At 34.7% G+C, this 24,553-nt stretch carries 22 protein-coding genes and 1 pseudogene; 15 read left to right on the forward strand and 8 right to left on the reverse strand.

What is annotated here, in order from left to right; genetic code table 11:
* Positions 1–82: 82 nt before the first annotated feature.
* The gene (sucD, locus tag A9G22_RS10290) at positions 83–955 is read right to left on the reverse strand and encodes a succinate--CoA ligase subunit alpha (protein WP_065586901.1); all 873 of its coding nucleotides are present in this window, start codon (positions 953–955) and stop codon (positions 83–85) included.
* Between the two features lie 27 nt (positions 956–982).
* On the reverse strand, positions 983–2,152 hold the full coding sequence (sucC, locus tag A9G22_RS10295) for an ADP-forming succinate--CoA ligase subunit beta (RefSeq protein WP_065586902.1): 1,170 nt from the start codon (positions 2,150–2,152) through the stop codon (positions 983–985).
* Positions 2,153–2,345: 193 nt separating this feature from the next.
* On the opposite strand from sucC, the gene fldA reads away from it, so the two are divergent.
* The 5 genes from fldA (at position 2,346) to cls (ending at position 5,958) form a co-directional block, all read left to right on the forward strand.
* Positions 2,346–2,858: a flavodoxin FldA gene (gene fldA / locus A9G22_RS10300; protein ID WP_065586903.1), complete on the forward strand. Its 513-nt coding sequence runs from the start codon at positions 2,346–2,348 to the stop codon at positions 2,856–2,858.
* Positions 2,859–2,936: 78 nt separating this feature from the next.
* Entirely contained in the window at positions 2,937–3,395 is a 459-nt protein-coding gene (gene fur / locus A9G22_RS10305; RefSeq protein ID WP_065586904.1) for a ferric iron uptake transcriptional regulator, read from the forward strand.
* Positions 3,396–3,465: 70 nt separating this feature from the next.
* Positions 3,466–4,008 (forward strand): inner membrane-spanning protein YciB, encoded by a 543-nt coding sequence (locus tag A9G22_RS10310; RefSeq protein WP_065586905.1) that lies wholly within the window; start codon positions 3,466–3,468, stop codon positions 4,006–4,008.
* 24 nt (positions 4,009–4,032) lie between these two features.
* Positions 4,033–4,488, forward strand: a complete 456-nt coding sequence (gene yciA / locus A9G22_RS10315; protein ID WP_065586906.1) for an acyl-CoA thioester hydrolase YciA — start codon at positions 4,033–4,035, stop codon at positions 4,486–4,488.
* A gap of 6 nt (positions 4,489–4,494) precedes the next feature.
* On the forward strand, positions 4,495–5,958 hold the full coding sequence (gene cls / locus A9G22_RS10320; RefSeq protein ID WP_065586907.1) for a cardiolipin synthase: 1,464 nt from the start codon (positions 4,495–4,497) through the stop codon (positions 5,956–5,958).
* Between the two features lie 44 nt (positions 5,959–6,002).
* Here cls and cpdA read toward each other — a convergent pair whose 3' ends face one another.
* Both cpdA and nudF read right to left on the reverse strand, forming a co-directional pair.
* Positions 6,003–6,833, reverse strand: a complete 831-nt coding sequence (gene cpdA / locus A9G22_RS10325; protein WP_075508832.1) for a 3',5'-cyclic-AMP phosphodiesterase — start codon at positions 6,831–6,833, stop codon at positions 6,003–6,005.
* A gap of 169 nt (positions 6,834–7,002) precedes the next feature.
* Positions 7,003–7,632 (reverse strand): ADP-ribose diphosphatase, encoded by a 630-nt coding sequence (nudF, locus tag A9G22_RS10330; RefSeq protein ID WP_065586909.1) that lies wholly within the window; start codon positions 7,630–7,632, stop codon positions 7,003–7,005.
* 139 nt (positions 7,633–7,771) lie between these two features.
* Between nudF and tolC the strand changes: the two genes are divergently transcribed.
* The 4 genes and pseudogenes from tolC (at position 7,772) to A9G22_RS11675 (ending at position 10,622) form a co-directional block, all read left to right on the forward strand.
* A complete protein-coding gene (gene tolC / locus A9G22_RS10335) occupies positions 7,772–9,118 on the forward strand; it encodes an outer membrane channel protein TolC (protein ID WP_075508833.1) in 1,347 nt (448 codons plus the stop codon).
* A 14-nt stretch (positions 9,119–9,132) separates the two neighbouring features.
* The gene (locus tag A9G22_RS11180) at positions 9,133–9,387 is read left to right on the forward strand and encodes a hypothetical protein (RefSeq protein ID WP_082264538.1); all 255 of its coding nucleotides are present in this window, start codon (positions 9,133–9,135) and stop codon (positions 9,385–9,387) included.
* Between the two features lie 258 nt (positions 9,388–9,645).
* Positions 9,646–9,813, forward strand: a complete 168-nt coding sequence (locus A9G22_RS11435) for a hypothetical protein (protein WP_176700266.1) — start codon at positions 9,646–9,648, stop codon at positions 9,811–9,813.
* Positions 9,814–9,938: 125 nt separating this feature from the next.
* A pseudogene (locus tag A9G22_RS11675) lies at positions 9,939–10,622 on the forward strand (SDR family NAD(P)-dependent oxidoreductase).
* 616 nt (positions 10,623–11,238) lie between these two features.
* On the opposite strand, the gene A9G22_RS10350 reads toward A9G22_RS11675, so the two are convergent.
* On the reverse strand, positions 11,239–11,541 hold the full coding sequence (locus A9G22_RS10350; protein ID WP_065586914.1) for a MerR family transcriptional regulator: 303 nt from the start codon (positions 11,539–11,541) through the stop codon (positions 11,239–11,241).
* A gap of 147 nt (positions 11,542–11,688) precedes the next feature.
* Between A9G22_RS10350 and A9G22_RS10355 the strand changes: the two genes are divergently transcribed.
* Positions 11,689–12,846: an MFS transporter gene (locus A9G22_RS10355; protein WP_065567694.1), complete on the forward strand. Its 1,158-nt coding sequence runs from the start codon at positions 11,689–11,691 to the stop codon at positions 12,844–12,846.
* A gap of 103 nt (positions 12,847–12,949) precedes the next feature.
* A complete protein-coding gene (locus tag A9G22_RS10360; protein WP_065580444.1) occupies positions 12,950–13,525 on the forward strand; it encodes a hypothetical protein in 576 nt (191 codons plus the stop codon).
* A gap of 139 nt (positions 13,526–13,664) precedes the next feature.
* On the opposite strand, the gene metG is transcribed toward A9G22_RS10360, so the two are convergent.
* The gene (gene metG, locus A9G22_RS10365) at positions 13,665–15,692 is read right to left on the reverse strand and encodes a methionine--tRNA ligase (protein WP_075508834.1); all 2,028 of its coding nucleotides are present in this window, start codon (positions 15,690–15,692) and stop codon (positions 13,665–13,667) included.
* Positions 15,693–15,918: 226 nt separating this feature from the next.
* Here metG and apbC point away from each other — a divergent pair, with 226 nt between their 5' ends.
* Positions 15,919–16,992: an iron-sulfur cluster carrier protein ApbC gene (gene apbC / locus A9G22_RS10370; protein ID WP_218058803.1), complete on the forward strand. Its 1,074-nt coding sequence runs from the start codon at positions 15,919–15,921 to the stop codon at positions 16,990–16,992.
* A gap of 137 nt (positions 16,993–17,129) precedes the next feature.
* Here the strand turns inward: apbC and A9G22_RS10375 are convergent, their stop codons facing one another.
* On the reverse strand, positions 17,130–17,870 hold the full coding sequence (locus A9G22_RS10375; RefSeq protein WP_065586917.1) for an acid phosphatase: 741 nt from the start codon (positions 17,868–17,870) through the stop codon (positions 17,130–17,132).
* Between the two features lie 436 nt (positions 17,871–18,306).
* Between A9G22_RS10375 and tpx the strand changes: the two genes are divergently transcribed.
* Both tpx and A9G22_RS10385 read left to right on the forward strand, forming a co-directional pair.
* On the forward strand, positions 18,307–18,819 hold the full coding sequence (gene tpx / locus A9G22_RS10380; protein ID WP_075508836.1) for a thiol peroxidase: 513 nt from the start codon (positions 18,307–18,309) through the stop codon (positions 18,817–18,819).
* A 142-nt stretch (positions 18,820–18,961) separates the two neighbouring features.
* Positions 18,962–20,143 (forward strand): sugar transporter, encoded by a 1,182-nt coding sequence (locus tag A9G22_RS10385; protein ID WP_065586919.1) that lies wholly within the window; start codon positions 18,962–18,964, stop codon positions 20,141–20,143.
* 72 nt (positions 20,144–20,215) lie between these two features.
* Here the strand turns inward: A9G22_RS10385 and A9G22_RS10390 are convergent, their stop codons facing one another.
* Positions 20,216–22,141, reverse strand: coding sequence for an ABC transporter ATP-binding protein (locus A9G22_RS10390; RefSeq protein ID WP_075508837.1), 1,926 nt, complete (start codon positions 22,139–22,141; stop codon positions 20,216–20,218).
* Between the two features lie 198 nt (positions 22,142–22,339).
* Between A9G22_RS10390 and A9G22_RS10395 the strand changes: the two genes are divergently transcribed.
* On the forward strand, positions 22,340–24,511 hold the full coding sequence (locus tag A9G22_RS10395) for a MerC domain-containing protein (protein WP_075508838.1): 2,172 nt from the start codon (positions 22,340–22,342) through the stop codon (positions 24,509–24,511).
* Positions 24,512–24,553 lie beyond the last annotated feature (42 nt).

Below are 24,553 nucleotides of genomic sequence, written 5' to 3' on the forward strand. Positions count from 1 at the left end.
AAATGCTCTCAAATTTTTACATTATTGGCGATTATTATACACCGATAATGACAGAATAAAAATTGATATATATCAAAAAAGGTTATCCCCTAATTCGTTTGTTTACCGCATCACCAATATCAGTAAGACTTGCTACAACTGTAATTCCCGCAAATTGCAATGCTTTGGATTTTTCTGCCACTGTACCTTTATTTCCTGAAATAATCGCACCTGCATGCCCCATGCGTTTGCCTGATGGTGCTGAAACCCCCGCGATATACGCAATCACAGGTTTAGTTACGTGTTTTTTAACATATTCAGCAGCTTCTTCTTCAGCACTCCCACCAATTTCGCCGATCATAACAATGGCTTCAGTTTTAGGATCTTGCTCAAGTAACGCTAAAATAGAAATAAAGTCGCTACCAGGAATAGGGTCACCACCAATGCCAACACACACTGATTGACCTAAACCAATATCCGTGGTTTGTTTGACCGCTTCATAAGTTAATGTACCAGAACGAGAAACAATTCCCACTTTTCCTGCACGGTGAATATGTCCTGGCATAATACCTATTTTACATTCATCAGGAACAATAATACCTGGGCAGTTTGGACCAATCATTACAACATCATTGAGTTGCAATTTTTCTTTAACCACAAGCATATCTAAGATTGGAATACCTTCCGTAATACAGACAATTAATTTAATACCCGCATCAATCGCTTCTAGAATAGAATCTTTACCAAATGCTGCTGGTACATAAATAACACTTGCTGTTGCACCAGTTGCCTTAACCGCTTCCTTAACAGTGTTAAAAACTGGCAAACCTAAATGGATTGTACCACCTTTGCCTGGCGTTACACCACCGACTAACTTAGTACCATAGGCAAGCGCTTGCTGTGAATGGAAAGTGCCTTGACTACCAGTAAATCCTTGGCAGATAACTTTTGTTTCTTTATTAATTAAAATTGACATATTAGCTATTCTCCACGCATCCTATTATTAGGCAACAGCAACAATTTTTTGAGCCGCATCTATTAAGCTTTCTGCTGTAATAACATTAAGTTTACTTTTAGCTAAAATTTCTCGGGCGATCTGCGCATTATTACCTTCAAGACGAACAACAACAGGAACCGTAAGACTGATTTCTTTAATTGCACTAATAATACCATCTGCGATTAAATCACAACGTACAATCCCGCCAAAAATATTGACCAAAATCGCTTTCACATTTTTATCAGATAATATCAGTTTAAATGCTTCAGCAACGCGCTCTTTTGTAGTACCACCACCAACATCCAAAAAGTTAGCTGGTTCACCGCCATGCAATTTAATAATGTCCATAGTTGCCATAGCAAGACCTGCACCATTAACCATACAACCAATATTACCATTTAATGATACATAGCTAAGACCTTGTTTTGCAGCGATTGATTCACGTTCATCCTCTTGAGTTGTATCTCTCAAAATACTTAAGTTAGGATGCCTAAAGATGGCATTATCATCTAAAATAACTTTTGCATCTAGACAAATCAGCTCATCTGAATCAGTAATCACTAATGGATTAACCTCGGCCAATGAAACATCATTTTCTAAAAATAGCTTTGCAAAATTAACAAACAACTTTGTAAACTGATTAACTAATTTTCCTGTTAATCCCAATTTAAAAGCAAGTTCACGACCTTGGTAAGCACAAGGTCCGGTTAAAGGATCAAGTGAAGTTTTAAAAATTAAGTGAGGTGATTTTTCAGCAACACTTTCAATATCAACACCGCCTTCGGTCGAAGCCATAATCACAACACGTTTAGAGCTACGATCAATCACTGCCCCTAAATAAAGTTCTTTCTGAATATTAGACGCTTTTTCAATTAATATCTTATTAACAGGCTGACCTTTACCAGAGGTTTGATAAGTAACAAGATATTGCCCTAACCATTTTTCAGCAAATTGCTTTATTTCACTATAGTTTTGAGTACAAATAACGCCACCGGCTTTACCCCGCCCACCGGCATGAACTTGACATTTAGCAACCCAAGCGCCTGTATCTGTCCCTGAAGATAATTCAGCTAATGTATCTTGTATTTCACCAATTGAGTTACAAACGTACCCTTCTGGTACGGGTAAATTATATTGTTTAAAAAGATATTTAGATTGATACTCATGCAAGTTCATAATGAAATTCCACAGCCTAAGTTAATATAAAAACAGGCAATAATTCTAATGCAAGATGAATTAATTGTATAGCACATAATAACTTATGTTCTGATGTTCTGATGTTCTGTGTAATTTAGAATGATTGCTGACAGTAAATGACAATGATATACTCCTAAAATATTTTTATATCGTAAATAATAAAGGTACAAATATGAAACAAGTTGGTATTTTTTTTGGTAGTGACACAGGCAATACAGAAAATGTAGCAAAGCAAATCCAACTCATTTTAGGTAGTGACAAAGCTGAACTTTTTGACATCGCAAAAATCACTAAAGAGAACATTGAACAATACAATTACCTATTTTTTGGTATTCCAACTTGGTACTATGGTGAGTCTCAAGCAGACTGGGATGACTTTTTTCCTAATTTAGAAAAAATTGATTTTAGTGGCAAAACAGTAGCTATTTTTGGTTGTGGTGATCAAGAAGACTATGCCGAATATTTCTGTGATGCCATGGGAACACTTCGCGATATTATTGAACCTAAAGGCGCAAAAATTGTTGGACATTGGTCAACCGAAGGTTACAGTTTCGAAGCTTCAAAAAGCTTAGTGGATGACACGCATTTCATTGGTTTAGCCATTGACGAAGATCGTCAACCAGATTTAACTGAAGAACGCATCAACAATTGGGTAAATCAAGTCAAAGCCGAAATGAAAATTTAATCTATTAAAATGATTTCTTTTATTTACCGTACATAGTTCCTATAATAGATGGCTATTAATAACTTAATGGGAAGTAATATGACAAATCATGTTAATGATAATAATGCGGCACTCAAAAGTGCTGGTTTAAAAGTTACGTTACCACGATTAAAGATTTTAGAATTATTACGAGATCCTTCATGTCAACATATCACAGTAGAAGACCTTTATAAAAAACTACTTGATATGGGGGAAGAAATTGGGCTTGCAACCGTGTATCGTGTTTTGAATCAATTTGACGATGCTGGAATTGTTACACGACATAACTTTGAAGGTGGCAAGGCGGTTTTCGAACTGGCAACACAACAACATCATAATCATTTAATTTGCTTAGATTGTGGTGAAGTATTTGAGTTTCGCGATGAAATAATTAATACTAGACAAAAAGAAATCGCCGAACAATATGGCGTTAAATTAACTTTTCACAGTTTATATCTTTATGGACATTGCCAATCGGGTAATTGCAAGGAACATCCTGAACTTCATCACAAAAAATAAGCCTATCCCAATAGGCTTTTACTTTTTTACAATATATCAATTCATCTTTATGTGCTAGGTTAATAATTAAATGAAACAGCTTTTAAATTTTATTCCTCTTGTATTCTTTTTTGTTTTTCTGACCATGTATGATGTCTTTGTTGGTGTTCAAGCATTAATGATCGCAGCAACGGTATGCTTTCTTATCATTCTTATGTTATATAGAAAAATAGATAAAGTAGAATTGATTTCTTATCTAATGATCATGATTTTTGGTGGATTTACACTTTATATGCGTGATCCCAATATAATTAAATGGAAAGTGACTATTATTAATTTTTTATTTGCTACAACTTTATTAGTGAGCCAATTTATTTTCAAAAAAAATCTATTGCAAAAAATGCTCGGCAAAGAAATACAGTTAGATATCAATAGTTGGAATAAACTAAATTTATTATGGATTTTCTTTTTTACACTATGTGGCGCCATTAGCTTAGGTGCGACTTATTACACTACAGATGATTTCTTTTGGAAATTTAAAGTATTTATTTTACCTGGCGCATCATTACTATTATCCTTGATATCAGGTATTTATATCTATAAAAATATGAATAAAGATATAGACAATAAATAAATTGTACATACGGAGTATTTTAGCATGACACAAGATATAGCCCCTAAAGGTCAATTAGTGCTTAGAACGCTTGCAATGCCTGCTGACACCAATCCTCATGGACACATTTTTGGTGGTTGGATAATGTCTCAAATGGATCTTGCTGGTGGTATTTTATCAAAAGAAATCGCAAGAAACCGAGTCGTAACGGTTAATGCTAGCAGTATTACATTTTACAAACCAGCAATGGTTGGGGATGTTGTTTGTTGTTATGCACATTGCATCAAAACGGGGAAAACGTCTATCACTATTGGTCTAGAAGTTTGGGTTAAAAAAGTTATTGATACATCTGACACCACACAACGCTTCTGCATAACAGATGCCGTATTTACTTATGTCTCCGTAGATAAGCATAATAACCCAAAACCATTACCTGAAATTTTTCAAAATTATGATTGTACTAAAGATCCAATATCTAAATTAAACGTAAATAATAGCTAGTTAAATATGCAATTTACTTCATTTCATGCATTAATTAGCACCTTGATCTTTCTTGTTTATTGGTTGATCATCGTTGCAACGACATTACGTATTGTCTTCAAACGAAGACCTACAACGTATGTAATTGCATGGATGTTAGTAATTTATATCTTACCACTTGTTGGTGTGATTCTTTATTTTTCGTTGGGCGAAGCTCACTTAGGTCAGCAACGTGTCAAACGAGCGCAAAAAATGCGCCCAACTATTTCTAAATTTATCAACCAACTAAGTGACTTCCCAGATATTTTTACCTGCAACGTTAGCCAAGTTAGCAAACCGATTTTTCAGCTTTGTAAACATCAAACAGGCCTTGATGGAATTAAGGGTAATCACATTGAGCTACTAAGTGAAACTAACGCAATTTTTGACCGTTTAATTGAAGATATAAATCGAGCAACGTCAAATATCGAAATGGTATTTTATATCTGGAATGAAGGCGGTCGTGCTGATGAGGTCGAACAAGCACTCATTCAAGCAACTAAGCGAGGCGTAACTTGTCGATTAATGGTTGATTCTGCCGGTAGCCGGCATTTTATTAAAAGCAATGCTAGCAAAAGGATGCATGATGCAGGCATCATCATTGTAGAAGCTTTACAAGTAAACTTACTTCGATTTATGTTTAGAAGGCTAGACTTACGTCAACACCGCAAAGTAATCATTATCGATAACTATATCTCTTATACTGGTAGTATGAATATTGTCGATCCGCGTTTCTTCAAACAGAATAAACATGTCGGTAAATGGGTTGACATTATGGTCAGAATGAATGGTCCAGTTACAACATTAATGGGCGCCATATATGCTAGTGATTGGGAGTTAGAAACAGGCAAATATTTAGCTTTACCCAAAATCACTGATTTTGCCGAGCCACCCGAAGATAAAAAACACATTATGCAATTAATCGCATCGGGTCCAGGTTATATGGAAAACATGATCCATCAAGTGTTATTAACCGCAATTTATTCAGCGCAAGAGCAAATTATTTTTACCACACCTTATTTAGTACCGAGTGATGATATTTTACATGCAGTGTGCACAGCTGCACAGCGAGGTGTCGAAGTCATCATCATTATTCCCAAAAATATTGACTCACTGATGGTAAAATGGGCAAGCCGAGCTTTTTTTTCTGAATTATTAAACGGTGGTGTAAAACTTTATCAATTCAATGATAACTTATTACATACCAAAAGTGTTTTAATTGATAATCAACTAAGTCTTGTTGGTACTGTTAATTTAGATATGCGCAGCTTGTGGCTTAATTTTGAAATTACAACAGTAATCGATGATGCAGAATTTGCTAAATCGCTATCAAATCTCTTACAAAATTATTTAGCTAATTCAGATAAAATAAACACCGTAAAATGGAATCAACGCCCAATTTGGCAACGCATCGTTGAGCGCTTGTTTTACTTTTTTGCACCTTTGCTATGATTATTGACTAGTTTTATATTTATCTTTACTATGGTTACGACTTACTAATAACCATTTTGAGAAACATCTGGTAAAAACTGATTATCCGTTAATCGATAAACATCACTCTCAATAGACCCATCAATATTAAGTGTAATTTCTCGCCAGCCTGGCGCATCGTCACTTGATAATTGAAAATCATAACATTCAGATTTAAATTGAAAACAAGTTGAAGGAGTTGAAAATGCCTTACAATTATGCCAAACATAATCTTGTTTTTGATGAATGTGTCCCCACCCAATTCCTTTTACATTGGAATGTTTTTGAATAATTTGCTCTAATTGGTCACTGTTTTTTAAAATATGATGATCTAACCAATGACAGCCGGAATTAACTGGATGATGGTGTAAAAAAACTAATGCATCCCTATGAGGATGTTGAGTTAAAGCATTGTTTAAAAATTCGAGTTCAGAATCGGGTAAAAAGCCATAAGCCTGACCAACAACTTGACTATTTAATAAAATAATCAGCCATTTATCTCCTAATAATACTACTTTATCATCGGCAAGTTGATAATTTGCAAACACTTTTTGCATATAAGCATAATTATCATGATTGCCTGCCAACCACACACAAGGTGTATTAAACTTGTTTATTTGTTCTGCAAAACGAGCATAAGCTTTTTTAGAACCGTCTTGCACAAAGTCACCGGTTGCTACAATTAAATCAAACTGCTTATTACTACGTTCAACTTCATTAATAACTGCTAAAAAACTTGCATTAGAATTAACGCCAAGCAACGAGCCATCGTCATCAGCAAAAAGATGAGTATCAGTTATATGTAATATTTTACCGTAATTTTTATTACAGATTGGAAGTTTTAAAAATGACTCCAAAATTCACCCCAATTATTTATTAATCTATAATTATGGTTAATAATGTCAGCAACAAAATAGACATTGTGACTGGAAACACAATTTTTATTATAAATCTGAACGTTATATAAAATTGTAAAATAGATTACACTTTTATGAAAGAAATAATTAAATGTAATCAGTAAAAAATTTATGCCCACTCATTTTTTAACAATATATGGTTAAGCTCTAACCATTGTAGTGCAATAATTGATGCAGCATTGTTAATTACGCCATCTTTAATCCATTGATACGCTTGTTCTCGGCTTACAACATGAACTTTAATATCTTCGCTTTCTTCAGCAAGACCATGAATACCTTTGGCGGTTGATGAATCAACTTCGCCCACCAAAATATGCAATTGTTCTGTTAACCCCCCAGGCGATGCTAAATAACTGATGATAGGTTTACATCGACCAATAACGACTCCTGCTTCCTCCATTGCTTCACGTTTTGCTACTTCTTCAAATGATTCATTGTCGTGATCCATCATTCCAGCAATGAGTTCTAGCATCCAAGGACTATCTTGCGTTTCAATAGCAGCAATCCGAATTTGTTCAATTAGCACAACTTCATCACGTTTTGCATCATAAGCTAAAAGCACAACCGCATGCCCACGTTCTAAAATTTCACGAGTGACAACCTCGCTCATTGAACCATCAAATTTTCGATACTGAAAACGATATTCAAACAAAGAAAAAAAACCTTTATACAAGATTCGTTTAGTTAGATTCAATACATCATTTTTGTCAAAATGTACTGGATTGTTTTTAATTTTCATATAAGATTCCGATTTTAAAATAAATTTGAATAAAAAGTGCGAATGGCATGCAAACTATGCTTACTATATGTTAATTATCTGTTAAAATTACACTATTAAAGATACTACTATATTTTAATGATTTTTAAAGAGAAGATTGATGAAAAAAACTTTAACTTTTTTAATTGGATTAGCGTTAAGCCAATCTGTTTTTGCTGAAAATTTGATACAAATTTATGAACAAGCAAAAGAAACCAATCCAGATCTACGCAGTTCATTAGCAGAAAAAAATAAAGCATACGCAGCAATTTCTGGCTCTCGAGCAAGTTTACTACCACAAGTTGGTTTAAGTGCTTCTTATGGTGTAACTCATGGTCGACGTGATGCAAGTGGGATAAAGTCCAAAAGCGGGAACTTATACCAAGTAGCAGTATCTCAAAGTATTTTTAATTTCTCAAGTTGGAAAGCCTTGGATATTACTAAAAAACAAGCAAGTATTGCTGATATTGCTTATCAATACCAAGGTCAAACCTTAATTTTAAATACTTCCGTCGCTTATTTTAATGTGTTAAAAGCGCTGGATGCATTGAGTTTTATTGATGCACAGAAAAAAGCAATAGGCCGTCAGTTAGAACAAACTCGTCAACAACACCAAGTTGGTTTAGTGGCCATTACTGATGTACAAAATGCCCAAGCTAACTATGACCTAACTGTTGCGCAACAAGTCAACGCATTAAATGAGTTAAATAATGCAATCGAAGAGTTACGCCAAGTGAGTGGGCGTTTTTATTCAAGTTTGGCAAGTGTTAATACTAATAACTTTAAAACAGAAACCCCAGCACAAATCAGCTTATTGTTAAAACAATCTGAAACGTCTAATCTTAATTTATTAACAATGAAATTAAATCAAGACATCGCACGTGAACAGATCAAACTCTCTCAAGCAGGTCATTTACCTACAGCAAGTTTAGATGCATCAACAAACCTCAACAAAACCGATAGATATGGGAATAACGTAGCTGCAGGTACACAGGGTGGTAAATCTTATTCAGGAAATAACTATGTTGGTGTTAGTGTAAACCTACCTATCTTTTCGGGTGGTGCAACAATGTCTAAAGTTGAACAAGCACAACAAAATTACGTGAGCTTCAGCGAAAAATTAGAAAGTACCAATCGTGGTGTGATTAATCACGTACGCTCATCGTACAACAATATTTCATCATCAATTAGCGCAATCAAAGCTTATCAACAAGCAGTAGTTTCGGCACAAAGTTCATTAGAAGCAACTAATTCTGGTTATCAAGTTGGAACTAGAACAATTGTTGACGTATTAAACGCAACCACTCAGCTTTACAGTTCTAAACGAAATTTATCTGATGCAAAATATAATTATTTAACTAGCTTATTACAACTAAAATATGCAGTAGGAACCTTAACTGCTAACGATTTAGTTTATCTAAACAATATGTTAGGTAAAGAAGTGAGCACTTTAGTGACGATAAAATAACTATTGGTTCTTTTATGACAACTGTTAAAAAAGGCGAGCAAATCGCCTTTTTTATTATGTATAAAAAACACACCTATTACGATATTGCATTCAACACAAATTCAATAAATTCTAGAGATAAAAAGACGCTGTTTTGCGTAGCCACACGCTTAAACTGCCAAATTGGAAGCCAAGAAGAAGCCATTAAATTTGGTGATATAATTTTCTCGTTGCCATTCCCTTTATCAATTATACACAATTACCTGCAGAGCTACTCAGTGGCAAAATAATACTTGATGCCACTAGCTATTATCCAGCCCGCGATGGTCATTTAGGAAAATTAGATAATCATGAAACAACAACTAGCGAGTTAGTCGCTAAACATCTTGATAAATCTAGAGTAGTTAAAGTTGTTAATGCAATTCTCGCAAAAGAAATTATAAAAGATGCAAAGCCAAAGAATAAATCAAATAGAAGAGCAATACCTATAGCTGGAGATGACTTCGATGCCAAACAAATTGTTTTCACTCTTCTAGAAAGTATTGGCTATGATTATATTGATGGATGTAGGTGCTTTATCAAACAGTTGGCGGTTTGAGCGTGCAAAACCAACTTATTGCATACCTTTAAGCTGCCAACGATTGAATGATGCCTTATCTCAAGCCTCTCATGAAGTTGAATTACCACATAATTCATGGCAAACAAATAATCAATAAGAAAAATATAAAAGACCAAAATAAATCCCCACCTTCTAGCAGAATAAAGATATATTTATCGTATATTCAATTGGTTGAATGTTTTTAATTAAATACAGATATTTGAAATATTAGAGGAAATAAAAATGACCAATACACATAAAAAATATACCGTCATAACCGGCGCAAGTTCAGGCATAGGTTATGCAACAGCTATTGCTTTTGCAAAACGAAATAAAAACCTTATTGTTATTGCAAGAAGACAAGAAAATTTGGCACTTTTACAACAAGAAATTGCAAAAATTGCCCCAGCATTAGAAGTAATTATAAAACTTTGTGATTTATCACAACCAACCAACGCTTATTCTCTTTTTAATGATTTAGACAACTATTTTATTGAAACATGGATTAATAATGCCGGTCTTGGTCATTACGGCAGTGTTAGCGATCAAGATTTAGGAAAAATCGAAACAATGCTTCATTTAAATATTGAAGTCCTAACAATTTTTTAAACACTGTATGTACGAAAATATCAAAATGAATCTGGGACACAACTAATAAACATCTCCTCCCGTGGTGGATATACGATCGTTCCTAATGCGGTAACCTATTGCGCAACAAAATTCTATGTCAATGCCTTTACCGAAGGGCTAGCACAGGAATTAAAGCAAGCTAACGCCCAATTAACAGCAAAGCAAATGGCCGATTTTCTACTAGCTTTATACGATAGCAACAAAGTTATTGGTGAAATTAATACAAAAGATTTCTCTTTTTCACTAAAAGACAGCATATTTCCTTATTCAGGAAATCCGTCAGAAAATCAAAAATAATGCAATAACGAATTTACATGCAATGTTAAATCAAACAGCAAAATATGATTTTTAACAAAATAGAGCTTTGGCAGTCGTTATTTTGATTGCCAAATTTCAGGATAAATAGAGACACATAGCATATTGATTTAAAGTGAAGTTTTATTTACTTCGATCAAAAAATGGTGTTTAAATGAAATTGGGGGTAGATATGAAATAGGTTCCTAAATGTAAAAGGGAAGGTTTTTTATTGTAGTTTTTTGAATCAAGTAAATAGATGAATAAAACTTCTTCCCAAGGACTACCCTCTTCCGTCACAAAAATTAAAATATAGCAGTCATCATAACTGAAGGCCATTTCTAAATACTAGCCTCTAGTTTTTCATCATAGCAAACACCATCAACTTCAACAAACGATTTGCCTTGAGCTAATGGTTTAATGTAACATTAAATATCGGTTTTATCTGTTTATCCCAAAAAATGCTTATTAATAAAAACCTATCAATAAGAAACTTAATAAAGTCAACAATTAATAAGCAAAATAATAAAATACCCATATTGAAAATAAATTATAAAACTAATTAATGAATAGAACTTGAATTAATATTATTACAATATAAAAACCAATATACACACAATTACATTTGAATTAGATTCATTAACGATTCTATTTTTGCAATTCTATCTTCAACTTTTTTGGCTGCACCATCCAATGAATATCCATCTTCCATCAATTCTTGAATTAAAACAATTTTTTTTATATTCGCTAAATCAAATTGACGAGACTTAGATTGTGGATCAACCGTTTTAATGATGCCTTTTTCTTCCCAATATCGTAATTTTCTAACTGGAATTTTTGTCATCTCAGAAACCTCTCCAATACCAACAATCACGGTTGATAAAAAGTCATCATATGAATTTTTAGCAGAGATATCTTCCATAATAAAACCTTTTTCATCGTTTATTTTTTTATATTTTATCGATTAAATTATATTGTACAACAAATTATGTTGATTTAAAAACCATAATGGATATATACTCCAATTGTTGCAGTTTAAATACAACAATAAAACTTAAAGGACTCATCAATGAAATATAAGTTAATCGTAGGAACAACATTAATTCCTTTTATAGCACTTGCTGTTGTTACCCTTCTATACATTTTTTTACCCATTCCAGAAAATTTACTAATTTTTATCAAAGGTAGCACACCAAGTAATGTCAGCTTATTGACAAGTGTGTTTGGTATTTTTTACGCGATTGGACTAATTATTTGGGGAATTTTATCGGATAAAATAGGCAAAGATTTTACTTTAGCAATAGGCTTACTACTTTTAGCATTAATCACTTTTATTATTCCATTGATAAGTGGTTATTATTTATTATTGCTAGCACGTTCCATCCAAGGCTTTTGTGCAGCCTCATTTCCACCTGTTGCATTAGCGTGGATTTCGGTCAACCTTGCTGATGCAACAAAATCTAAAGCAATCTCAATTATTAGTTGTGCGTTTCTACTCGCAACAACCATTGGGCAATGGTTTGGTTCAATAATGATTGTTGATTCACTGCATAAGTCTATGTGGTTTTTAGGTATTATTTACGCATTAGGCGCTGTATGCTTTTATTTCAACAGTTCAAAAAGCAATAGAAAAAAACCAACACCCCAAAAAACAACAATAACTTCAATTTTTAGTAAACTTCCCAATATTTTGTTTAATAAAAAATTATTTCCTATCTATTGTTGTTCGCTCTTTGTTTTACTTAGTTTCGTTAGTCTTTATTCAATATTACACCATAGCTCATTAATCATTTATGTACCAACACTACGTAATATAAGCATTATTGCTATATTATTTAGTCTAACAGCTGGTTATATATTTAAGCTAATCAAACCATTATACGTATTATTCATGGCATTATGCCTAATGAGCATTTCGTTATTAATTCACTGTTTTTATATTAATGACCAATTAAATTTTGTTAGTTTTTTATTTATTATCCATTTTATATTTATTTTTGGACTAGCCTATGCCATTCCATCAATGATTACATGTATTACAATCGAATCTGAAGCTGAAAGTCGTGGCATTGCCATATCGCTATACACCTGTGTTTTATTTATTGGTGCGAGTGTAGGCGCCTTTTTACCAACCATTTTTGAAACAAATACTTTAATTTTACTCGTCACCCTTTTCCTATTTATTTGTGCATTGCAACTAATGTTAAATAAAAGAAATTACCATTAAGGTTTTTATAATGAAAAAAATATTTATTAGCTTAATAATTATAACAAGTTTTTTAAATTCAACTTGTTACGCCGAAGAAATGAGTACAATAAAGGAACCCACTATGAACTCAACGCAAATACAACAAGCAAAAAACATACTTGAACCAAATTTTCAAAAGTTATTACAAAATGCAGAACGCGATTTTAATTTTGTATTAACTAAACAAGGACTCCACAATAAACAGCCTGTCACTCTTTATCGTTTTGAACCCAATGAAAGCATACATCTTGAACAACAACATGTTTCATTATTAATAAATGATACTACTAAAAATTTACAAGGATTAGTAAGATTACTACCTAAATATCAGTCTTCTAGCCAACAAGTTTCCAAAGAAATCGCATTACAAATTACTCTAAATTTTCTTAAAGACTATGCACCAGATTTATTAGAAAACTATAATAATAATTGGATCAATACCCATAACGAAACTATTATTGTTGATGGCAAAAAAAACACACTAACTGGAATGAAAGTCAAATGCCGTGATTTAAATACTGGCCTCTATTTTTGGACTATTATAGGACCTGATCAAACAGTAATGGTTTTTGAAAGAGATATTGACTGGGATTTTATTCGAGCAGGAAGGCAAACTCAAAAATGGTTACATGATAGTTGGTTAGCTAAACACTTATAATAGAAAAACAACTCTAAAAAACAAACGCTACAATTATTTATCAAATAAGCAAATTTTATACTGAAACGCATAATTTCCTGAAACATCTTAACAAGTATATTAACTTGTTAAGATGCAGTTTTTATAATAAAGATATCAATTACGAAATGCGCATTCCCGGTTTAGCCCCACTATCTGGCGATAACAAGTACACGCCGTCACCATCATCTTTACCACTGGCACAAAGCACCATCCCTTCGGAAACACCGAATCGCATTTTACGAGGTGCTAAGTTGGCAATCATAATGGTTAAACGCCCAATTAGCACTTCTGGATCAGGATAAAATTGTTTGATGCCTGAAAATACATTACGGGTTTCATCACCAATATCAAGCGTCAACTGGAGTAATTTATCGGAACCTTCAACAAAACAGGCATGTTTAATTAAAGCAACACGCATATCAACTTTGGTAAAATCGTCAAAACTAATTGTATCGGCAATAGGTTCAGCAACATTTGTTTTAGCTGGTGTTGCTAGGGCAGCTTGTTCTTTTGTTTCTTCAATCATGGCAGTAATTTTATCCATATCAATACGGTTAAATAGAGCTTTAAACTGGTTAATCTTATGGCTAGTTAACGCATTAGCAATAGTATCCCACTCTAATTTGCTATTTAAAAATGCTTCTGTTCGCTCTGCTAATGACGGTACAATCGGCTTTAAGTAAGTCATTAAAATGCGGAATAAGTAAATACCCATTGAGCAAATATCTTGCAATGCTTGATCTTGCCCCGCTTGTTTGGCAACCACCCATGGCGCTTTTTCGTCAATATAACGATTGGCTTCATCAGCTAGTGCCATAATTTCACGGATCGCCTTACCTGATTCACGTTGTTCAAAATAATCAGCAATGACTTTTGCTTTTTCTACAAATAACGCATAAAGTTCTGGCTCAGCCACTTTTTCTGATAATTTGCCGTCAAAGCGTTTATAAATAAAACCAGCCGAACGCGAAGCAATATTTACCACTTTATTGACTAAATCACTATTTACACGTTGCACAAAATCTTCAAGATTTAAATCAATATCATCAATATGTGGTGATAGTTTAGCCGCATAATAATAACGTAAGCAATCAGGATCTAAATGTTTTAAATAGGTACTTGCTTGAATAAAAGTACCGCGTGATTTAGACATTTTTGCGCCGTCAACAGTTACATAACCATGCACAAAAATATTCGATGGCTTACGATATTCACTACCATCTAGCATAGCAGGCCAAAACAAGCTATGGAAGTACACGATATCTTTACCAATAAAGTGATAAAGTTCAGTACTCGAATCTTTATTCCAAAACTCATCAAAAATCGGTTTATTTTGCTTATTACAGTAATTTAAGAAAGATCCCATATAACCAATTGGTGCATCTAACCAGACATAAAAATATTTACCTGGTGCATCGGGGATTTCAAAACCAAAATAAGGGGCATCGCGGCTAATATCCCACGGCTGTAAGCCTGATTCAAACCACTCTTGCATTTTATTAGCGACTTGGTCTTGTAGTGTCCCTGAGCGAATCCACTCTTGTAACATAGTTGAAAAAGCCGGCAGATCGAAAAAGAAATGTTCTGACTCTTTTAAAATGGGCGTTGCCCCCGAAACCACAGACTTAGGATTAATTAAATCAATCGGATTGTAAGTTGCACTACACACTTCACAGTTATCGCCATATTGATCTGGAGCTTTACAACGTGGGCAAGTACCTTTTACAAAGCGATCAGGTAAAAACATCTGTTTTTTAGGATCAAATAGCTGTGAAATGACTTTGGTTTTAATATAACCATTAGCTTTTAAACGCTTATAAATTTGTGCTGATATTTCACGATTTTCTGAGCTATGGGTTGAATGGTAATTATCATAACTAATATTAAATCCAGCAAAATCACGCTGATGCTCAGTTTTTACTTCACTAATCATCTGTTCAGGCGTAATGCCAAGTTGTTGTGCTTTGAGCATAATTGGGGTGCCATGCGCATCGTCGGCACAAATAAAATAGATATCATTACCACGCATACGTTGATAACGTACCCATACATCAGCTTGAATATGTTCAAGCATATGACCTAAGTGAATTGCACCATTGGCATAAGGCAGTGCGCAAGTCACCAATATTTTGCGTTGAGTTGTCATGTTGATTTATTACCCTTTATTACATAATGGCAGAAATAGTACATCAATCGTGGGATTATCGCTAGATTTATGCCATAATTTGATAAAATTTCTATACTCGATTCACTTTGCAAATGGCAAATAATCCTTTTTGAAGAATGTAAAATATTATCATTTTTCCGCCTCTTTAAAGAAGAGTATTAAAAATGAACAAGTATAAATATCAATGCATAAAGAGATAATAGCAATGAACATTGAAGTAAAAAAGATTCTTGAGAATTTTACTCATGCAACCTTACAAAAAAATTTACTTGAACTTGGTGCACTAACTAAATGTGAAATAGTTAATCAGCATTTATCCATTAATTTAACCATGCCCTTTGCTTGGCAAAACGCTTTTGACGAGTTAAAAAAAATAACCACCCCAAAATTACTTAAGCTTAACGGCATTAACAACGTTGACTGGCACATTGAATATAAAATTGCCACATTAAAACGCGCTAATGACCAACATGCCATTAACAATATAAAAAATATTATCGCCATAAGTTCAGGCAAAGGTGGCGTGGGCAAATCATCAACAGCCGTCAATCTTGCACTAGCTTTACAAAAACAAGGCGCAAAAGTAGGGGTTTTAGATGCGGATATTTATGGACCTTCAATTCCCACCATGCTAGGCACAGAAAAAGAACGCCCGCTGACACCAGACAATAAGCATATGACTCCCATCCTAGCATATGGGCTTGCAAGTAATTCTATTGGCTATTTAGTTGACTCCGATGGAGCCATGGTATGGCGTGGGCCCATGGCAAGCAAAGCGCTATTGCAAATTTTGCAAGACACGCTTTGGCCTGAACTCGACTATCTTGTTATTGATATGCCTCCAGGCACAGGGGACATTCAATTAACCCTGGCGCAAAGTATTCCTGTAACGGCAGCAATCATTGTCAGTACACCACAAGACATCGCATTAATGGATGCCAAAAAAGGCATGGCCATGTTTAATAAAGTCAACATCCCAACGCTAGGTATTATTGAAAATATGAGCTATCATATTTGTGAAAATTGTGGTCATCACGAAGCTATTTTTGGCGAAGGGGGAGCACAGCGTTTAGCTGAGCAATATCAAACAAAATTACTTGGGCAAGTCCCTCTTCATAAAATGTTACGCCAAGACCTTGATACCGGGCAACCTACCGTTATTAGCCACCCTGATAGCGAATTTACCCAACTTTATTGCCAAATTGCAGGGCGTATTGCCAGTGAACTCTATTGGCAAGGCGAAACAATTTTACCTGATATCTCGTTTAAAACCATGTAAATTAAAAATCGATATATTGGCTGCTAACTATCATCAGCCAATATATTAAGATTGAATTTGTAAAATTATTAATAATAAAATGTAAACAATCAGGCGTTTTTCAACACATAATAATCAATGAGATCACCTAGTATCTACTATTTTAAATGACTAAACTCTATCTTTGCTTTAGCTAGTTGTTGACTAAACTCCGAATTTGTATGTAGTTGAGCCACAACAGCTGCGGCCATAACTTTTGCTGCATCGACATCACTTTGCCAATGATAACCACAAATTACCCGACTTTCACCTATTTCATAACCACGCTTAAGAATTTCATTTTGTCTCTCAGGATTGATTTCAGCAAGTACTAGCGAAATAGCAAATCCCATTGTGGTATGACCTGATGGATAAGAACCATTGGTTGATAATGTTTTTTCATCTTCTGGTCGACAAGTTGGTTCGTGAAAAAAGGCATATGGTCTCATTCGTTTATAATAATTTTTAGCGGAACGCGTCGCCAGGTCACCAGCATCTTCTTTCATGGTTGTAATAAGTTTATAAATCTCGGGGGTGTTAATTGCAGAAATATCAAAACCAAACGAAAGTGAGAACTGTTTAGTAACATTATCCTTACTAGAATCAGCATCTAAATAAGCTTGATACCCTCGTTCAGAATTACGAACTGACTTTCCCCAATCGTACATTGCTTTGTCCCTAAGGAAATCAATACTATTAAAAGAAGGAGGCGGAGGTAATAAAAACAAACTATTAGGCGCTTGATCTTCTTTAAGGTAAAAATCTTGTGGATCAGATGTCACATCTTTAATATTACTGGCATATACACTTGTACATATTAAAGAACACATAATAATACTGTTTACGAAAATTTTTTGCATATAAGTTTCCTTATTAAAAAGCATTATCACTCTCGATATCCAACAACTCATGATAATCAACTCAGTTATTTAAAATAGATAAATTGCCTTATAATATTGCCAATAAATATTTTATTATAAGTATATCAATGTGGTTACTTAACAACATTAGCTAATTAATAGCTAGTCAATCATAAATATAATTCTTTTATTAATAAACAAACGATTTTTTTATATGTGATAACTATCACATTTATTTGTATTGAAATTTTTTGAATTATCATTTTCACAAAATTGAGTAATTAAAAATGTTATTCATTGGATAAATCATCACATCTAGCATAATATGAGTATGACAGCCGAATCATGCTAGATTTATAGTAAATAAAGCTGTAAAACCTCAATAAGTTTACTCCACCGAAACAACGTGACTTGTCACAAAACTAAGGAAGCAATTATGCAAAAAAGAGTTAATGAAGTTACTATGCGCGGAGCCCCTATTACTTTATTAGGTTCCAAAATCAACGTTGGCGATATGGCACCTGATTTTATCGTGCAAGATTTAGCAATGAAGCCCATTAAATTATCCGATTTTAAAGGTAAAATCAGAATTATTAATTCGGTGCCATCTATTGATACTTCGGTATGTAGTGCTCAAGTCCACCGTTTTAATGTCGAAGCGGCAAAATTAACCGATACTGTAATATTTTCAATTAGCGTTGATTTACCTTTTGCATTAAATCGCTATTGTGCTGCCGAAGGCATTGATACCGTTAAAGTGACGTCAGATCATAAAGACCTTGATTTTGGTTTAAAATATGGCACTGTTATTGAAGAATTACGTTTACTTTCTCGTGCCGTATTTGTTATTGATAAAAATGACAAAGTTGTTTATGTGGAATATGTTAAAGAAACGTCATCTGAACCTGATTATGACAAAGCCCTAGCGGCTGCTAAAGCATTAGCATAAATTGCAGCAATAATAGATATCGCCAGCCATTACCCATAGTGGTGGCGATTTACTGTTAGATTAATTCGCAGTAGCTATTTAATAGACAAAAATATTCAGTTATAATCAAAAACAACCTAATCTTCCTCTCATAATCTTAATCATGAACAATAGTATTACCCGATCTCGCATTTGGTCATCAATTCTTTGCCTTGCATTTGCAGCATTTATTTTTAATACAACGGAATTTGTACCTGTCGGGCTATTACCCAATATTGCTGAAAGCTTTTCAATGGATGTCGCTCATGCAGGATTATTACTCACCATTTATGCATGGGCTGTTTCGTTATTATCATTGCCATTGACGGTATTAACGTCAAAAATGGAACGAAGAAAGCTGCTTATCTTCCTATTTTTCTTATTTATTGGTAGTCATATTTTAGCTGGATTTGCATGGAATTTTTGCAGCTTAATGATAGCAAGAATTGGTATTGCTTGTGCTCATGCAGTATTTTGGGCAATTACAACACCACTTGCCGTTCGGTTAGCGCCTAATGGAAAAAAAGCTAAAGCCATGGGCTTTATTGTTATTGGCGTATCAATGGCAACCATATTAGGTATTCCAATTGGTACCATTATTGGGCAACTTGTCGGCTGGCGAGTGACTTTTTTATGTATTGCCTTTATCGCTTTTTGCGTGATGATATTACTGCTTTACTTGCTACCTGCTGTGCCAAGCATGAATATTATTTCTGTCAAAAATATTCCGAATGTATTAAAACGCCCAATACTGCTAAACATTTATCTATTAATAGCCATTATTATTGCCGGCCACTTCACGGCTTATACCTATATTACGCCATTTATGAAAGATATTGGCGGATTTAATCAAAGTGTTATCGTCACTTTATTATTAGTCATAGGTTTTTCTGGCATGATTGGCAGCGTTATTTTTGCAAGATACGCCGAAAAAAATCCAACCGCTATTTTAGTGATCCCAATGTTGTCATTGATCACTTGCTTATTATCGCTTTATGTATGCTCATTCACGCTTTATACCGCAATCATTCAATGTCTAATCTGGGGGCTTTCCATAACCATTATTGGCATGGTTATGCAAAGCAAAGTTATCGATGCAGCGCCCGATGCAACCGATATTGCCACATCTGTTTATTCAGGTATTTACAATATTGGTATAGGAGGCGGGGCGTTTATAGGCAGTAAAGTATTAATTCTACTTTCAATTGGTGATATTGGTTTTGTTGGTGCGATTTTTGTCCTCATTGCGTTATTATTTTTCTGTCTTTATTCTAGAAAGTTGTGGAACAATAAAACCATTTTATAAAAATCTAAAAGCCCAAAAACAGCATTATTTATTTTATAACCCGAATAAATAATGCTGAAAGCCCAGCCTTTCTTATGATTTACTTAAAGACTCTAACTGTTCCCAACGTTCGAAAGCAGATTCTAATTCGGCTTCTTTATCGGTCAAAGTTTGTAAGATTGGACTCGTGACTTCGTGTGGCTGATTAAAAAAATCACTTTGGCTAATTTGTGCTTGTAAATCGGCAATTGCTAATTCTAATTGTTCTATTTTGCTTGGTAATTGTGCTAACTCTCGTTGCTCATTATAACTCAGCTTAACCTTCTTTTTATTGGTTATCTCATTGCTTTTATTATTCGACGTGCTTAACGCTTTTTTGGGCTGTTTAACATTATTCACTGCCGCTACTTTAACCGGTTGTGCCTGTTGCTGTTGTTGCAATGCATCAGCATAACCTCCTGCATAAATACCAATATGCCCTTTATCCTCAAAAAACCAACATTGGGTAACGACATTATCAACAAATTGTCTATCATGGCTAACCAATAAGACCGTTCCCTGATAATCATTAACCAACTCTTCTAACAATTCCAACGTTTCAATATCAAGATCATTAGTCGGTTCGTCAAGTATTAATAAATTGCTAGGTTTTAAAAATAGTTTAGCCAACAATAAGCGGTTACGCTCCCCACCTGATAATGCACGAACAGGTGTTCTGGCGCGTTTTGGCGGAAATAAAAAATCTTGCAAATAACCAAGCACATGACGTGATCGTCCATTCACCATCACCTCTTGTTTACCTTCGGCTAAATTATCCATCACGGTTTTTTCAGGATCGAGCTCTAACCGATATTGATCAAAATAAGCCACTTCAAGCTTGGTACCGCAATGCACGCTACCTGAGGTTGGTGTTAAATTACCTAACATCAGTTTTAACAAAGTCGTTTTACCAATACCATTAGGACCAATCAGGGCAATTTTATCACCACGCAATACTTGCACAGTAAAATCATTAACTAGCAGCTTATCTTCAATCTGATAGGACACATTTTCAAGCTCAAAAACGATTTTTCCTGAACGTAATGCCTCTTCAATTTGCATTTTGGCACTACCCATCACTTGGCGACGCTCGCTATACTCTTGGCGCATTGCTTTTAATGCTCGCACTCGCCCTTCATTACGTGTACGGCGTGCTTTAATACCTTGGCGGATCCAGACCTCTTCTTGAGCCAATTTTTTATCAAATTCAGCATTTTGCAATTCTTCAACGCGCAGTGCTTCTTCTTTACCAAGTAAATAATTATCGTAATTACCGCTCCAAGAGGCAATTTTACCCCGATCTAAATCAATAATACGCGTTGCCATTTGGCGAATAAACGAACGATCATGAGAAATAAACACAATACTGCCATTGAAGCTTTTCAAAAACTCTTCCAACCATTTTATGGTTTGAATATCTAAATGGTTTGTTGGTTCATCGAGCAATAAAACCGATGGCTGACAAACCAACGCTTTAGCTAAAGCAGCTTTACGCAGCCAGCCACCAGATAGCGAAGATAACAAGGCATCACCGTCAAGCGACAACGACGAAATAACATTACGAATACGACTATCTAATTGCCAGCCATTTTGATGATCTAACTGCTCTTGCATTTTTGCTAATTTAGCCAAATTACTTTCGCAAGGATCGTGCTCAACCCGATGGATTAAATCATAATAATCTCGTAATAACTGTGCTTGCTCATGTAATCCTTCTGCCACAAAGTCAAACACATTGCCTTGCACATCGCGAGGGGGATCTTGCTGTAAGCGTGAAACAATCACATTATTTTCATAAATAATTTGCCCTTCATCTAATGGTACTTCTTTATTTAACACTTTAAGTAACGTTGATTTGCCGGCACCATTGCGACCAACAAGACAAACACGCTCGTTTGGCTCAATAGACATATCAATATGATCGAGCAATGGTGCATCACTAAATGAAAGATAAGCATTGGTAAGATTAATTAATGACATATTGGTGATTTTTATTTGGATATTAAGTAATAAGACATTATTCTATCATAAAGTTACCAAAGGCAACTAAATCAAAAACCAAAGATACATCAATAGGTCTTACAAATATTAGAAATTACCGTTCTATTCTATAAAAAAAAACAAATACTGTTATATTAATTTACAAAGATATTATTAGATTTCTGTGCGGAGATTATTATGAGCCATATGTGGACATTTCAACGTGTCGGTGGACTTGATCAAGTTGTATTTAAAAGTGCCAATGACATTATCAATTTACCGGATTTAGATCCTAAATTATGGGTTGCTCTAAGTTGCCCAACAACAGGATTAGATTTTGATAGGCGAACCTTAGCCCTACTTGATTCTGACAACGATGGACGTATTCGCATACCTGATATTTTAGATGCCATTAGTTGGACTCAAGATAAAATCATCTCATTTGATAGCATTTTAAAAACGAGTGAAACGCTACCGTTATCAGAAATCAACACATCGACACCACAAGGAAAAAAACTCTCTGTCACTGCACATAGCATTTTAGCTAGCTTGAATAAAAGCAACGTGGATTACTTAACGCAAGATGACATACAGCAGTGTATAAAAATCAATGCTGACAAACTTTACAATGGTGATTTAATCTTTCCTGCATCAACTGAATTATCGCCCGACATGCAAACGTTTATTCAAACGGCAATCAAAACCACAGGGGCGCAAAAAGATATGAGTGGACAAGATGGCATTGATTTAAACATAGCCACCACCTTTGTTGACAACCTAAAAACGTGGTTACAATGGCAAACCAAAATAAGTAATACGCAAACCCCATTTGGGGAAAATACTGCCGAAATTTGGAAATTAATCCAGTTATTAAAACCCAAAATTGATGATTATTTTTTACGCATCGAACTAGCACAATACGCTCCACAAGCGCAAACTGCACTCAACGTCGACGAAAAATATATTGTACCAACACAAAACGGATTACTGTCTGATGAAGCCTTAGCTGAATTACCGCTATCAAAAATCGACACAACCAATGCGCTTGATCTCGTCAATGGTCTTAATCCACTTTGGAAAGCTAAAATCAGCCGATTGAAAACTTTAGTGGAATCATCTTTATCCAATCCCGATCAACTAACACAGCAAGAATGGCAAAATATTCAACAAAGTTTGCAAGCTTACTCCACACTTATTAGCGCTAAGCCAGAAATGGTACAATTAACCGTTGAAATTGAACCTTCGACTAGTATAGAAGATATGCCAAATAGCGTCATTACGGATCTAGCTAACGATGATTTACTGAACGAATTTAAGCAAATGGTTGAACAAGATAATAAAACGCCAATATCCGCGTCTGACGTGCTAGTGTTAGAAAAATTAGTCCTGTTTCACAAACATCTTTACCGCTTACTAGTTAACTTTGTTTCTTTTGCGGACTTCTTCTCGCCAAAAACTCGATCTGCATTTCAACTGGGTAATCTTTATATAGATGGCCGCTGTGCAACCCTTTGCGTTGCAGTCGACAATATTGCCAAACACGCAACCATGGCAGATTATTCCGAACTTTGTTTACTTTATTGTGAATGTACACGACATGGACAAAAATTGCTGATTGCTGCAGCAATGACAGCCGGACAAGGTGATTTATTAATTGAAGGTCGCAATGGTGTGTTTATCGACAATGACGGGAACGATTGGGATGCTAATGTTGTAAAAATCATCACTAAGCCAATTAGCATTCAGCAAGCGATTTTAGCACCTTATCAGCGGATTGGGCGCTGTATTACCGAACAAATTAACAAATGGGCAAGCAGCAAAGATGCCGATGTTGAAAAATCGAGTGAACAGGCACTACAAAACCCAGCCAATAAATTTGATATTGGCAAAAGCGTCGGAATTTTTGCGGCAATCGGTTTGGCCGTTGGTGCAATCGGCACGGCATTAGCTTCAATTTTCCAAGCAATTTTTTCGCTCACTTGGTGGCAATTCCCTTTGTTTTTTGTTGGATTATTCCTGATTATTTCTGGACCTTCTGTGATTTTAGCATGGTTAAAATTACGCCGAAGAACCCTTGGTCCACTGCTTGAAGCATCAGGTTGGGCAATTAACGGGCAAGTTAAAATCAACTTAATGCTAGGTGGCTTACTGACCAGCAAAGCTGAACTACCAACAAACGCAAAACGTAATTTGCATGATCCAATGAAACAACGTCACAAAAAACTGATCGCCATATTTTGGTTAGCTATTTTACTGGGTGTTGGAGCAACAATAGGCTGGTTATGGCATGAAGGTTGTTTTGATCGCTATATCGAACCACAAAAGCAAGAACAAACCCAAAATAATACCCATACAAATATTAACGAATAAAAATCGTTTTATAAAATAAGCCGACACTATAAAATTTCGCCG

This window comes from Gilliamella sp. App2-1 (assembly GCF_001690255.1).
Taxonomy (GTDB): Bacteria; Pseudomonadota; Gammaproteobacteria; order Enterobacterales; family Orbaceae; genus Gilliamella; species Gilliamella apicola_G.

Bases quoted from the DNA above. Each gene is read 5' to 3' on its own strand.
- sucD (WP_065586901.1), bottom strand. From the start codon at position 955: ATGTCAATTTTAATTAATAAAGAAACAAAAGTTATCTGCCAAGGATTT.
- sucC (WP_065586902.1), bottom strand. From the start codon at position 2,152: ATGAACTTGCATGAGTATCAATCTAAATATCTTTTTAAACAATATAAT.
- fldA (WP_065586903.1), top strand. From the start codon at position 2,346: ATGAAACAAGTTGGTATTTTTTTTGGTAGTGACACAGGCAATACAGAA.
- fur (WP_065586904.1), top strand. From the start codon at position 2,937: ATGACAAATCATGTTAATGATAATAATGCGGCACTCAAAAGTGCTGGT.
- A9G22_RS10310 (WP_065586905.1), top strand. From the start codon at position 3,466: ATGAAACAGCTTTTAAATTTTATTCCTCTTGTATTCTTTTTTGTTTTT.
- yciA (WP_065586906.1), top strand. From the start codon at position 4,033: ATGACACAAGATATAGCCCCTAAAGGTCAATTAGTGCTTAGAACGCTT.
- cls (WP_065586907.1), top strand. From the start codon at position 4,495: ATGCAATTTACTTCATTTCATGCATTAATTAGCACCTTGATCTTTCTT.
- nudF (WP_065586909.1), bottom strand. From the start codon at position 7,632: ATGAAAATTAAAAACAATCCAGTACATTTTGACAAAAATGATGTATTG.
- tolC (WP_075508833.1), top strand. From the start codon at position 7,772: ATGAAAAAAACTTTAACTTTTTTAATTGGATTAGCGTTAAGCCAATCT.
- A9G22_RS11180 (WP_082264538.1), top strand. From the start codon at position 9,133: ATGACAACTGTTAAAAAAGGCGAGCAAATCGCCTTTTTTATTATGTAT.
- A9G22_RS11435 (WP_176700266.1), top strand. From the start codon at position 9,646: ATGATTATATTGATGGATGTAGGTGCTTTATCAAACAGTTGGCGGTTT.
- A9G22_RS10350 (WP_065586914.1), bottom strand. From the start codon at position 11,541: ATGGAAGATATCTCTGCTAAAAATTCATATGATGACTTTTTATCAACC.
- A9G22_RS10355 (WP_065567694.1), top strand. From the start codon at position 11,689: ATGAAATATAAGTTAATCGTAGGAACAACATTAATTCCTTTTATAGCA.
- A9G22_RS10360 (WP_065580444.1), top strand. From the start codon at position 12,950: ATGAACTCAACGCAAATACAACAAGCAAAAAACATACTTGAACCAAAT.
- metG (WP_075508834.1), bottom strand. From the start codon at position 15,692: ATGACAACTCAACGCAAAATATTGGTGACTTGCGCACTGCCTTATGCC.
- apbC (WP_218058803.1), top strand. From the start codon at position 15,919: ATGAACATTGAAGTAAAAAAGATTCTTGAGAATTTTACTCATGCAACC.
- A9G22_RS10375 (WP_065586917.1), bottom strand. From the start codon at position 17,870: ATGCAAAAAATTTTCGTAAACAGTATTATTATGTGTTCTTTAATATGT.
- tpx (WP_075508836.1), top strand. From the start codon at position 18,307: ATGCAAAAAAGAGTTAATGAAGTTACTATGCGCGGAGCCCCTATTACT.
- A9G22_RS10385 (WP_065586919.1), top strand. From the start codon at position 18,962: ATGAACAATAGTATTACCCGATCTCGCATTTGGTCATCAATTCTTTGC.
- A9G22_RS10390 (WP_075508837.1), bottom strand. From the start codon at position 22,141: ATGTCATTAATTAATCTTACCAATGCTTATCTTTCATTTAGTGATGCA.
- A9G22_RS10395 (WP_075508838.1), top strand. From the start codon at position 22,340: ATGAGCCATATGTGGACATTTCAACGTGTCGGTGGACTTGATCAAGTT.